Source organism: Arenivirga flava (assembly GCF_030161575.1).
GTDB lineage: Bacteria > Actinomycetota > Actinomycetes > Actinomycetales > Microbacteriaceae > Arenivirga > Arenivirga flava.
The window spans coordinates 2,875,464-2,887,265 of the sequence record NZ_BSUL01000001.1; the positions used below are offsets into that span (position 1 = coordinate 2,875,464).

Here is an 11,802-nt window from a genome sequence, read left to right on the forward strand (position 1 = left end):
GGTGCCGTGACCGACACCTTCCCCCGCGTGCGCAAGCACGAGCGCGGTTACGCCGCCGAGGAGGTCGAGGAGTTCCTCGCCCGGGCCCGTGAGGCCTACGCCGCCCCGCGGGGCGAGCAGACCGCGATCGGCGCCCAGCAGATCCGCGACACCACCTTCACCATCGTGCGCCGCGGCTACTCCGCGACCCACGTCGACGCCGCGCTCGAGCGGCTCGAGGACGCCTTCGCGACCCGCGAGCGCGAGCGTGCGCTGCACGCCGACGAGGTGGGCTGGTACGGCGACGCCCGCGGCCTCGCGCAGATCGTGCTCGACCGCCTCTCCCGGCCGGCCGGCCAGCGCTTCGCGCGCTCCAGCGTCTTCGCGCAGGGGTACCGCCGCCGCGACGTCGACCGCTTCGCCAACCGCATCTCGCGGTACCTCGAGAACGGCAAGCCGCTGAACCTCGAGGATGTGCGGACGGTCACCTTCCGCGCCCAGCGCGGGGGCTACCGGGAGCGCCAGGTGGACTACCTGCTCGACAGCGTCGTCTCGGTGATGCTGGCCGTGCGCGCTTCTTGAGCGAATCCGGATCCCGGCGTCCGGGAACCGTCCAGGTGCATCCGTTCACCGATTTGTTACCATTGGGGCACTGTGGGTAAGCATGCACTGACGCGCGTCCCCCAGACCGACCCGAGCTCGACCCGACGGGGACTGGTCCGTGGCGGCGCCCAAGCGACCATCAGGCCGACGCGCGCGAGCGCGGCGACGGCCTCCATCATCGACCGCCGGGGCAACCCGGCACAGCGTTTCGGGTTCGTCATGTTCGCGGTCACCGCGCTCGTGGCCGCACTCTTCGTGAGCCCGGAGCCGACCGCGTACGCGACCGCCATGTCGGCCGAGTGGCGGCCGCAGGCGCAGAGCGTCGAGGTCTCGGCCACGGCCAGCGCCGAGGTCGTCCGCGACGGCTTCACGTACACCGAGCCGGAGCCCGAGCCCGTCGTGGTCGCACCGACCACGGGCAGCACCGGCGGCAGTGGCAGCGGTGTGGCTCCGGTGGCCGGGACGCCCGACCCGGGCAGCGCCAAGGCGATCGCCGCCGACATGGTGGCCGCCCGCGGCTGGGGCACCGACCAGTACGACTGCCTCGTCTCCCTGTGGAACAAGGAGTCCGGCTGGAACGTCTATGCCCACAACACCTCGAGCGGTGCCTACGGCATCCCGCAGGCGCTGCCGGGCAGCAAGATGGCCTCGGTCGGCGGCGACTGGGCGTCGAACCCCGCGACCCAGATCACCTGGGGCCTCGGCTACATCTCGGGGCGCTACGGCACGCCATGCGGTGCCTGGGCCAAGTCGCAGGCCTCCGGCTGGTACTGACCCCGCAGCAGCTTCCCCGAACGGGCCGTCCTCGCACGAGGGCGGCCCGTTCGCGTATGCGCCGCGGCTGCCGCGCGTGCTCTCGTTCAGTGTTGGGGCGGTTCGGCGACGTCGGGGCATGCGTCCGCACGCCCCGATGTCGCCGAACCGCCCCAACGCGGGCGCCGTGGGGCGGGCGCGTGGGGCGGGGTGCAGGGTCGCTGTCTAGACTCGAGGGCATGCCCCGCTCGAACCGACCCCGTCGTCGCGCGGGCGGAGGGCACGCCGAGCCGGAGCGCGACATCGAGAGCGTGCTCATGGGCAACCGCCGCACCGAGAGCCGTCGGGGCCAGGCGTTCAGCGTGCAGCCGATCTCCGCGGCGAAGGCCGTGAAGGCCTACAGCTGCCCCGGCTGCGGCGGCGCGATCGAGGCCGGGGTCGCGCACCTGGTGGTGTGGCGCATGGACGGCGTGCTGGGCGACGCGGCGGACCTCGCCGCGCGCCGGCATTGGCACGAGCACTGCTGGAGGACCGCATGACCGAGATCCGCGGCGGCGTGGAGCTGCCCGCCCTGCGCGAGGACGTCGAGCTGCGCACGGCCGACGGCCTGACGCTCGTCGGCGAGCTGGCCGTGCCCGAGGGGCGCCCGCCGGCCGCGACGCTCGTGTGCCTGCATCCGCTGCCCACGCACGGCGGTTTCATGGACTCGCACATCCTGCGCAAGGCCGCGGCCCGGCTGCCCGAGCTCGCCGACCTGGCCGTGCTGCGCTTCAACTTCCGCGGCGTGGAGTCGCCGCGCGGTCGCAGCGAGGGCGCGTTCGGCGAGGGCGACGACGAGCGGCACGACCTCGCCGCGGCGATGGACCTCGTCGCCGAGCGCGGCCTGCCGCATCCGTGGCTGCTGGGCTGGTCGTTCGGCACCGAGGTGGCGCTCAAGCACGGCCGCGCGCATCCGATCGTCGGCGCCGTGCTGCTCTCGCCGCCGCTGCACCGCACGAGCGACGCCGAGCTCGCCGCCTGGGCCGGCAGCGGCGAGCGCCTCGGCGTCATCGTGCCCGAGCTCGACGACTACCTGCGCCCCGCCGAGGCGGCCGAGCGCTTCGCCGTCGTGCCGGAGGCGCAGCTGACCGGCGTCGAGGGCGCCAAGCACCTGTGGGTGGGGAGACCCAGACCCGTCAGGCGCTCACGGAGATCCTGCGCGTCGTGCGCCCCGAGGCGCTGCCGCTGCCGACCAGCTGGCCCTGAGCGGCTCGTCGCCGACCCGGCGAGCGGATGCGCGCATCCGCTCGCTCCGACCGGCTACAGCTCGTTCTGCCGCGGCACCCAGACCTGCTTGACGATGATCAGGATCGAGGCGGCCACCGGGATCGCGACGAGCGCGCCGAGCACGCCCGCGAGGGTGCCGCCGGCGAGGGCCGCGATGACGACGATCGCTCCGGGCACCTTGACGGCGCGGTTCATGATGTTCGGGCTGAGCACGTAGGCCTCGATCTGCATGTAGACGAGGTAGTACCCGGCCGCCCAGAGCACCGCGGGGAACGGCAGGAAGGCCGTGGTCGCGACGATGATGATCGAGCCGGTGATCGTTCCGACCAGCGGCACGAGCGAGCAGAGGAAGGCCACGAAGGCGAGCAGCGCGGCGAACGGGGAGCCGAGGATGCTGAGGAAGATGAAGCTCAGCACGCCGTTGCACGCGGCCAGCGAGGCCTGCCCGACGACGTAGCGGCCGACCGCCTGCGTGACCTGCTCGGAGATCTCGATGAAGCGCTTGCGCTTCGACGCGGCGACGAGGCCGTAGAGGCCGCGCTTGATGGTCTTCATCGACGAGGTGAAGTAGAGGGTGAGGATCAGCACCACGATCACGCCGAAGACGCCCGAGCCGATCGCGATGCCGACGGCGAGGATGCCGTTGCCGACCTCGATGATGTTCTCCGGGTCGCGGAAGAACGCGACCACGTCGTCGCGCACGTTGCCGAGGTTCACCCAGTCGCCCACGTAGCCCTGGGCCTCGTCGATGAACTCGTCGAAGGTGAAGCTCTGGAAGTAGTCGGTGATCTGCTGGATGAGGCCGGAGGTCTGATTGACGATCACCGGGATCACCGCGAAGAAGAACCCGACGAGCCCGCCGACGAACGCGGTGAGCACGATGAGGATGGCCGCCCAGCGCGGCACCCTGCGCTTCTCGAGCCAGGAGATGATCGGCTCCAGGCCGAGCGAGATGAAGAGCGCGACGGCGATGTAGGTGATGATCGTCGCCAGGCTCGACACGGCGCCGCCGATGACGAGGGCGACGAGCACACCGAGCCCGCCGAGCAGACCGACCTTGAACGCGTTGTTGATCTTCACGGACTGCTCCTCGTCGGCCTCGCGGTCAGTCCTGGTCGTCGTACTCGCTCGACGAGACCTGCTCGGCATTGCTCAGCACGCTACGCAGGTTCGTGAAGTATCCCGCGACCGCCTCGCGCTCGATGCGGATCCTGGCCAGGCGCTCCTCCGCATCCGCGACCAGCGCATCCGTGCGCTCCTGCGCCTCCGCGACGAGCGCGGCGGCGCGGGCCTCGGCGTTGGCGAGGATCTCGGTGGCGAGGTCGTCGGCGCGCTGCCGCGAGGCCCTCTCGTTCGCCTCGCCGGCGGCCTCGAGCGTGTCGGCCTCGAGCCGCTTGTCGGATGCGCGCCGCAGGGCGTCGGCGAGCTGCGCGTTCGCCTCGTCGAGGTACTTCTGCGTCTGCGCGACCGCCTCCTGGTGCTTGGCCAGATACTCCTTCTCGGCCGCGTCCCTGCGCGAGGTGAGCTCCATCTCGAGGTCCATGCGGGCCTGCTCGGTCTCGCGCTGCAGCGCGGCGCGGGCCTCGCCGTCCTGATGCTCGAAGGCGGCGCGGGCCTGCTCCTGCTCGTGCTCGGTGCCGGCCCGGCGCTCCTCGAACTCGCGCTCGAAGTCGGTGCTGCGCTGCTCGATCTCGGCCTCGAGCGCTGCGCGGCGCTGACCGAGCTCGGCCTCCTGCAGATTGCGGCGCTGGTCGAGGTCGGCGTGCTCGCGGGTGGCCCGCTCGGCGAGCTCGTTCTCGAGGGCGGTGAGGCGCTCGGCGAGTGCGTTCTCCTGCTCGTTCCGGCGCTGCTCGAACTCGGCCTCCCATTCCGAGCGGGTGCGGGCGAGCTCGGCCTCCTGCGCGTTCCTGCGCTCGGCGATCTCGTCCTCCTGCTGGTTGCGGCGCCGGTTGAGGTCGGCCTCCTGCTCGGCGCGGGCCTGCGCCAGCTGCGCCTGCTGCTCCGAGCGGATGCGCGCCAGCTCGGCCTCCTGCTCGCCGCGCGCCTGCGCGAGCTCCGCGTCCTGGCGGTTGCGGCGCTCGGTCAGCTCCGTCTCCTGCTCGGCGCGCAGGCGGGCCAGCTCGGTCTCCACCGAGGTGCGGGCAGCCTCGAGCTCGGCCTGCACGTCGGCGCGGCGGCGCTCGACCCCCGCCGTGAACTCGATGCGGTCGCGCTCGGTGTCCCGCGCGAGCTGCGCCGCAGCCTCGCGGGCCGCGACCGTCTCGCGCTCGACGACGACGCGCAGCTCGGCGGCCTCGCGCTCGGCATCGGAGCGCAGGGTGCCGGACTCGCGGGCGGCGGTGGCGCGCACCTCGGCGGCCTCCGTGGCGACGGCGCCGCGGATGGCCGCAGCCTCGCGGAGGGCGTCGTTGGTGGCGGTCTCGGCCGTGTCGCGCGAGCGGCGGAGGGCCGCCTCGCTCTCGGCACGAGCCTGCTCGAGCGTCGATGCGGCCTTCTCGGTGGCCTCGCGCACCAGGCGCTCGGCGTACTCGCGCGCCTCATCGCGCGCGGCGACGGTCTCCTTCTGCACGGCGGCGCGCAGCTTCTCCGCGTCGATGTCGGCCTGGCCGATGAGGCGGGTCGCCTGCTCCTCGGCGAGGCGCAGGGTGGTCTCGAGGCGGGAGCCGAGCCCGCTGTAGGTGGGGGTGCCGACCTCGTCGAGCTCGGTCTGCAGCTCGCCGACCTGGGCGCCCAGCTGCTTGAGCTCCCTGTTCGCCTCCGCCTTCTCGGTGTTGGCCTTGATGAGCTCGCGGCGCAGCTCCTGCATCGCCTTGTCGACCTCGTCGCGGTTGTACCCGCGCACCTGGATCGAGAAGCTCGACTCGTCTGTGGCCACCATGTCTCCTTCGGGCGCTGCGTGGGGCAGTCGTCGCGGGGCGTCCGCGGACAGGTCGAGTGTAGTCAGGGGCACCGTCGCGGGGTGACGGGGCGGGGGCCGCGGGGAGGTGGCGCCCAGGCGCATCCGCTACCGTTGCTCCGTTCTCCGCCCATCCGGGACCCCCTACCCGAGAGGATCACCCATCGTGCGCTTCGTGCTGGCCATCGTGAGCTTCGTGCTCGCGGCCCTCATGATCGGCTGGGGCATCGGTCAGCGGACCATCCTGGCGGGGCCCGAGAGCGCGACCTCCTCCGTGCGGACCGAGGCGGCGCCGCTCACGGTCGTCGACGGCGAGGCCGTCGAGCAGCTCGGCATCGAGCTCGACGCGCTCTCCCCGTCGCGCTCCATGACCGTGTCCGGCGAGGGCGAGCTGCTCGTCGCCTACGGGCGAACGGTCGACGTGCTCGCCTGGGTGGGCGACACCGACCACAACCTCGTCACCGCCGACCTCGAGTCCGGCGAGCTCGTCAGCGAGCTGGTCACCGGTGCCGAGAGCGAGGCGCCCGACCCGCGCGGCTCGGACCTCTGGTTCGACGAGGTCGACGGCGTGGACGCCGTCGAGCTGACCAGCGGCGTCCGCTCGGACATGAGCGTGCTGTTGGCCACGGACGGCACCGCCCCGGCGCCGGACGCCATCTCCGTGCAGTGGCCCATCGACGACAGCACCCCCTACGCCGTGCCGCTCATCGTCGCCGGCAGCGTCATGCTGGTGCTCGGTCTCGCCCTCTACATCTGGGCGCTCGTGCACCTGCGCCGGGGTCAGGGTCCGCGCCGCAAGACCGCCAAGCAGCCCAAGGGCCCGAAGCCGCCGAGGCGCCCGAAGCCCGGCGTGCTCGGCGCCGGCCGCCCGCCGGGGCCGCAGCTCGAGTCGCCGCGCGGACGCCGTGCGACCCGCAAGCGCATCGCGCTGCTGCCGGCCGGTATCGCCGTGGCCGCGCTCGCGGGCTGCACCGGCACGCCCTCCCTCGACGTGGACGCCAGCCCGTCGCCGTCGGCGTCCGAGTCGGCGGGGCCCGCGGTCGAGCCGCCGGTCGTCACGCAGGCGCAGGCCGAGCGCATCCTGGCGCAGGTCGCCGAGGTCGGCGCCGCGGCCGACGAGGCGCGCGACGCCGATGCCGCCTCGGCGCGCTTCGACGGCGCGGCGCTCGACGAGCGCCGCGGCTACTACGCACTCCTCGCCGCCGAGGCCGAGGAGCCCGCGCCGCCCGTCATCCCCGCGTCGGTCGTCGAGGTGACGCTGCCGCAGGCGACCGAGGCGTGGCCGCGCACCGTTTTCGCCGTGCTGCGCGACGAGGCCGACGCCGAGGCGTCGCAGGTGGCGGTCGTGCTCACGCAGAACAGCCCGCGCGAGAACTACAAGGTGCAGTACGCCGTCGCCTTCGCGCCCGGCGCCCAGTTCCCCGACGTCGCGCCCGCCAGCATCGGCGCCGCACGGCTCTCGCCCGACGACCAGCTGCTCGCCGTGCCGCCGTCGCAGCTCGGCGCCGCCTACGGCGACGTGCTCATCAACGGCGACTCGAGCGGTTCCGCCGGCCTCTTCTCGGAGGAGGCCGACGGCCTGCGGACGCAGATCGGCCAGCAGAATCGTCAGGACACCCGCGACGCGCTCGGCGAGAACGGCACCTTCGACACGCGGATCGAGGCGGGCACCGGCGAGACCATCGCCCTCGCCACGAACGACGCCGGTGCCATCGTGGCCGTCTCGCTGAAGGACGTCTACGAGGTCAAGCCCGTCGACAGCGGCGAGATCAACCTCGGCGAGACCACCGCCGCCGTGCTCGACAAGGAGTCGACGACCACGGGGGTCCGCTCGACCTACGGTCTGCAACTGCTCTTCGCCGTCCCACCGTCCACCGCCGCCGACCAGACCGTCCGGGTCCTCGGCTACAGCAACGGCTTCCTGGAAGCCTCGGAGCTCGAATGACCGACCTGCCCCCTCCGTCGCCTCGCTGCGCGGAGCCGTCGACCTCTCGTCCCTCGCACGCCGCGCCGCCCCGCCGCAGCAGGCCGCCCCGCCGGCCTCCGATGCCGCCGCCGCTCCCGGCGGGGTCGATGTCGTCGTGGAGGGCACGGATGCGGGCTTCGCCTCGATCCTCGAGCTCTCGAACACGGTGCCCGTCGTCGCCGAGCTCTACGCCGGCTGGTCCGAGCAGAGCCAGCAGCTCGGCGCCCTGCTCGAGCGCCTGGTGCGCGCCGCCGCGGGCCGTCTCGTGCTGGCCCGCATCGACGCCGAGGCCAACCCGCAGCTCGCCCAGGCGTTCCAGGCGGATGCGATCCCCACGGTCGCCGCGGTCGTCGCCGGCCGCCCCGTCTCGCTCTTCCAGGGCCTGCCGGCCGAGGAGCAGGTGCAGGGCGTGCTCGAGCAGCTGCTGGAGCTCGCCGCGCAGAACGGCGTCACCGGCAGCATCGAGCTCGATGGCGCCGAGGCGCCGGCCGAGCCCGAGCAGCCGCCGCTGCCGCCGCTGCATCAGGAGGCCTTCGACGCCATCGACCGGGGCGACTACCCCACCGCGATCGCCGCGTACAGGAAGGCCATCGCGCAGAACCCGGCCGACCACGACGCCGCCGCCGGTCTCGCACAGGTCGAGCTGCTCGAGCGCCTCGCGGGGCGCACGGCCGCGGAGATCCGCCAGGCGGCGGGTGACGCCCCGGGCGACGTCGACGCGCAGCTCGCCGTCGCTGACCTCGACCTCAGCGGCGGCCACCTCGAGGACGCCTTCGGGCGTCTGCTCGAGCTGTTCCCGAGTCTCGACGCCGCAGGCAAGGAGCAGGTGCGCGTGCGTCTGCTCGCGTACTTCCAGGTGGCCGGCGGGGACGACCCCCGGGTCGCCGCTGCGCGCCGCCGGCTCACCTCGCTCCTGTACTGAGCGCCGCGGTGGTCTTTCGCGGATCTTGAGCCTCCAGGGTGGTGACCGCGAATGCTTCCCCTTTCCTTCGGGGGGACAGCAGGCTGCATGTGGATGCGAGTGCATAGAGTCGGAGCCATCAGGCAACGAGCTGCGATCCGCTGAAGACAGCGAGCCGCGGATCGGGCCGGCCCTCGGATCGAGGGCATCCGCTTCTTCCCGGCTGCGCATCGTCTTCGGCGATCTCGCGCTGCGATCGACTCGAAAGGCATCATCATGCACAAGCTCGTCAAGGCCACCATCGCCGCCGCTGCCGGTATCGCCCTCCTGTCGGGAGGCGCGGGCACCTTCGCGATGTGGAACCAGTCGGCCAACGTGTCGGTCTCGTCCATCCAGTCCGGGTCGCTCTCGCTCACGCCCTCCTCCACCGCGGGGGCCTGGTACAACGCGGCCGGCCAGAAGATCGACATCGCGACCTACCGCATCGTCCCCGGGGACACCATCTCCTTCAAGCAGGACCTGACCATCAGCGGCACCGGCACCAACCTCGCCGCCGAGCTGTCCTGGAACGCGCTGCAGAGCACCAGCCAGATCGCCGGCGCCACCGCCGAGCTCTCGGTCACCGGCGCCGGCCTCACCAAGAAGAGCGACACGGTCTACACCGTCGCCGTCACCAACGGCACCATCTCGACCACGGCGAACGCGACCGTTACCCTCAAGTTCGACGCGAACGCCACCGGCGGGCAGAACTCGACCGCGGCCTTCAGCAACATCGCCTTCACCCTCGCCCAGGTCGCGAAGGCCTGATCCCCGGACGACAGCAGCAGCGAGCATCGGAGAGGAGGTGCGCATGTCCCGGTCACGGAGGCAGCGCCCCTCCTCTCGTTCCGCCTCCCGGCATCGCCGGGCGCGCGGCACGGTCGACATCGGCCGCTTCCTGGTGCGCGGCACCCTCGCCACGGTCGTGGTGGCGTTCGCCGCCCTCCTGGGCCTCGGCGGTACCGCCGCGCTGTGGAGCAGCACGGCGAGCGTCTCGGTGCCCTCCGTGACCGCGGGATCGATCGACATCACCCAGTCGACGCTCGCGGACGCCACGGTCGTCTACGCCAACGGCACCGCTCGCAAGACCACCTCCCTGGTCGTCAAGAACACCGGCTCGGCGTCGGCGACCGTCAGCGCGGGCGTCGCGATCGCCGGCGACACCGGACTGGCCTCGGCCATCGCGGTCAATCTGTGGCGGGTCTCCGCCGCCTCGTCCTGCACCGAGACGGCCGCCAGCTCCGGCGACGCCATGAGCTGGTCCGCACTCGGCCGGGTCTCCTCCACGGTCGCCGCGGGCGAGACCCAGGTCTACTGCCTGCGCACCTCCCTCACGTCGGCTCAGATCTCCTCCTACGCCGGCAAGGCCTACAGCGCGACGCTGACCCTGACCGCGAAGCGCGGCGGATGGACGAGCGTCGACTCGCTGGGCAAGGTCGCGCAGAGCGTCAAGGCGGTCGCCGCCTCGGCGCCGAGGTTCACGTGCAACGACAACAGCGGCTGGAACACGAACGTCGTCTGGTCGAACCCGAGCGGCGTGCCCGACACCGTGAAGTACCAGGTGCGCACCGGTTCGACCGTTCTCGGCAGCAACGGCACCTACTGGAACACGCAGGACTGGATCGAGCGCGAGGCGTTCTCCAACCTCGCCAGGAACCGCACGTACACCGTGGACGTCATCCGCACCGACACCGGTGCGACCATCGCGACCGGGGCCATCCGCTACGACTCGGAGGGCAAGACATGGTGCGCCTGAGGGCCGCTGGGCGAGCGCTCGTCGGGGTCGTGGCCGCGGCGCTGCTCGCGGGTTCCGTCGCGAGCGCCGCGCCGGCCACCGCGAGCACGACCACCGACGGTCTCGAGCTGAGCCTCGACGGCACCACCTGGTCGACGACGATCCCCGAGGCGCTCTTCGACGAGCTGCCCGTGCTGGTGCCCGGCGACACGGTCACCCGCGAGCTCATGGTCCGCAACACCACCGGCACCGACGCGCTGCTGCGCATCGACGCGGTCGAGGTGCGCATCGACAACCCCGATTTCGCCCGTTCGCTGCACATCGGAGCCGCGGTGGCGCAGGAGACGGGGCGTGCCCAGTCCCGCGCGGCCATGGTGCCGCTCGACGGCGACGGACGCTGCACGAGCGTGCTGCCGGGGGACCGGATCGAGGCGTCCGGCGTCGCGACCGTGATCGTCATGCTCGCCTTCGACGAGCACGCGCCGCCGCCCGCCCAGAACTCCTCGGCCGGCCTGTCGCTGCTGCTGTCCGCGTCGCGGGACATCGGCCAGGACATCACGGCGCAGGCCTGCCCGCTGAGCGGCATCCAGCTGCCCGTCCTCGCACTGCCCGACGACACGGAGGCCGCCGCCGCCGGCTCCGGACCGACCCGGACGGCCGCCGCCGAGCCGGATGAGCCGACCGGTGCGGCCGCGCTGGCGCTGGCGCTCACGGGGACGGCGGGCGCACCGATGCTCGCCGCCGCCGCCGCGGTCACGATCCTCGGCGTCGCCGTCGCCGTCATCGGCAGACGACGAGAGCGCCGCGAGTGAGCGGCCGTCGCAGCCGTCGCGGCGTCATCCACTTCCTGCTCCTCGGCGTCTCCGCCGGGGTGTTCGCGGTGGTCGCCGCCATCGCCGCACTCGTGCTCATCGTCCCCGCGGTCACCGGCTCGGTCGCACTGACGGTGCTCACCAGCTCGATGGAGCCCGGGCTGCCGCCGGGCAGCATGGTCGTCGTGCGTCCGACGGACCCGGCGGACGTGCGCATCGGCAGCATCATCACCTTCCAGTGGGAGTCCGGCAACCCCACCCTCGTGACGCATCGCGTCGTCGGCGTCATCACCGACGCCGACGGCGGTTACGCCTTCACCACCCAGGGCGACAACAACGACGAGCCCGACCCGAACCCGGTCGGTCAGGAGCAGTTGCGCGGGGTGGTCTGGTACTCGCTGCCGCTGCTCGGCTGGGTCGCCAACCTGACCTCCGGGGAGCTGCGTCCCATCCTGGTGCCGGTCCTCGCCGGTGCGCTCTTCGTGTACGCCGCCGTGCTGGTCGTGCAGGCGCTGCGCGGGCGGCGGCCGGCCCTCGCGCCCGAGGCGGGGGCCTCGGCCGGACGTCGTGCCCGGGTGCGAGACGGCGCGAGCGCCGCGCAGCAGCCCGAGGGCGGCCGCCGCGCCACCTTCGTCGCTCCGTCCGACGAGCCGCGGCCCGCGCACGGCCGGCGCTCCGCGTCGGCGCCCCGCGTGCGCGAGCAGGAGGCGCGGGCACCCGGCCTGCGCGAGCAGGAGGCCGCCGCGCCCATGGGCGACGCCCGCGCCGACGGCGAGCAGCCGCCCATGCGGCCGCGGGGCGCGCGGCGCGCACGTCGCTGACCGGTCCCGCATCCGCTCGTCGGACGGTCTG

Annotated in this window: 11 protein-coding genes and 1 pseudogene; 10 read left to right on the forward strand and 2 right to left on the reverse strand. The window is 73.0% G+C overall.

Translation table 11 applies throughout. The features are described 5' to 3' along the window. Positions 1-6 precede the first annotated feature (6 nt). The 4 genes and pseudogenes from QQK26_RS14100 (at position 7) to QQK26_RS14115 (ending at position 2,580) form a co-directional block, all read left to right on the forward strand. Positions 7-561 (forward strand): DivIVA domain-containing protein, encoded by a 555-nt coding sequence (locus tag QQK26_RS14100; protein ID WP_284233880.1) that lies wholly within the window; start codon positions 7-9, stop codon positions 559-561. A 240-nt stretch (positions 562-801) separates the two neighbouring features. Then, the gene (locus QQK26_RS14105; RefSeq protein WP_284233882.1) at positions 802-1,356 is read left to right on the forward strand and encodes an aggregation-promoting factor C-terminal-like domain-containing protein; all 555 of its coding nucleotides are present in this window, start codon (positions 802-804) and stop codon (positions 1,354-1,356) included. Between the two features lie 218 nt (positions 1,357-1,574). Further along, positions 1,575-1,874, forward strand: a complete 300-nt coding sequence (locus QQK26_RS14110; protein ID WP_284233884.1) for a hypothetical protein — start codon at positions 1,575-1,577, stop codon at positions 1,872-1,874. Beyond that, positions 1,871-2,580 (forward strand): annotated as a pseudogene (locus QQK26_RS14115) (alpha/beta hydrolase). Before QQK26_RS14110 ends, QQK26_RS14115 begins: the two are co-directional and overlap by 4 nt. Before the next feature lie 54 nt (positions 2,581-2,634). Here the strand turns inward: QQK26_RS14115 and QQK26_RS14120 are convergent. Continuing rightward, positions 2,635-3,681, reverse strand: a complete 1,047-nt coding sequence (locus QQK26_RS14120) for an AI-2E family transporter (protein WP_284233885.1) — start codon at positions 3,679-3,681, stop codon at positions 2,635-2,637. A gap of 25 nt (positions 3,682-3,706) precedes the next feature. Continuing rightward, a complete protein-coding gene (locus QQK26_RS14125) occupies positions 3,707-5,479 on the reverse strand; it encodes a coiled-coil domain-containing protein (protein ID WP_284233887.1) in 1,773 nt (590 codons plus the stop codon). A 184-nt stretch (positions 5,480-5,663) separates the two neighbouring features. Between QQK26_RS14125 and QQK26_RS14130 the strand changes: the two genes are divergently transcribed. The 6 genes from QQK26_RS14130 (at position 5,664) to QQK26_RS14155 (ending at position 11,771) form a co-directional block, all read left to right on the forward strand. Then, positions 5,664-7,442, forward strand: coding sequence for a DUF8094 domain-containing protein (locus QQK26_RS14130; protein ID WP_284233889.1), 1,779 nt, complete (start codon positions 5,664-5,666; stop codon positions 7,440-7,442). 136 nt (positions 7,443-7,578) lie between these two features. Beyond that, a complete protein-coding gene (locus tag QQK26_RS14135; RefSeq protein ID WP_431308017.1) occupies positions 7,579-8,385 on the forward strand; it encodes a tetratricopeptide repeat protein in 807 nt (268 codons plus the stop codon). Between the two features lie 255 nt (positions 8,386-8,640). Then, positions 8,641-9,171, forward strand: a complete 531-nt coding sequence (locus QQK26_RS14140) for an alternate-type signal peptide domain-containing protein (RefSeq protein WP_284233890.1) — start codon at positions 8,641-8,643, stop codon at positions 9,169-9,171. 43 nt (positions 9,172-9,214) lie between these two features. Then, on the forward strand, positions 9,215-10,159 hold the full coding sequence (locus QQK26_RS14145; protein ID WP_284233893.1) for a SipW-dependent-type signal peptide-containing protein: 945 nt from the start codon (positions 9,215-9,217) through the stop codon (positions 10,157-10,159). Beyond that, positions 10,147-10,950 (forward strand): hypothetical protein, encoded by an 804-nt coding sequence (locus QQK26_RS14150; RefSeq protein ID WP_284233894.1) that lies wholly within the window; start codon positions 10,147-10,149, stop codon positions 10,948-10,950. The genes QQK26_RS14145 and QQK26_RS14150 overlap by 13 nt, the downstream gene beginning before the upstream one ends. Next, entirely contained in the window at positions 10,947-11,771 is an 825-nt protein-coding gene (locus tag QQK26_RS14155; protein WP_284233897.1) for a signal peptidase I, read from the forward strand. The genes QQK26_RS14150 and QQK26_RS14155 overlap by 4 nt, the downstream gene beginning before the upstream one ends. The last annotated feature ends 31 nt before the right edge of the window (positions 11,772-11,802 follow it).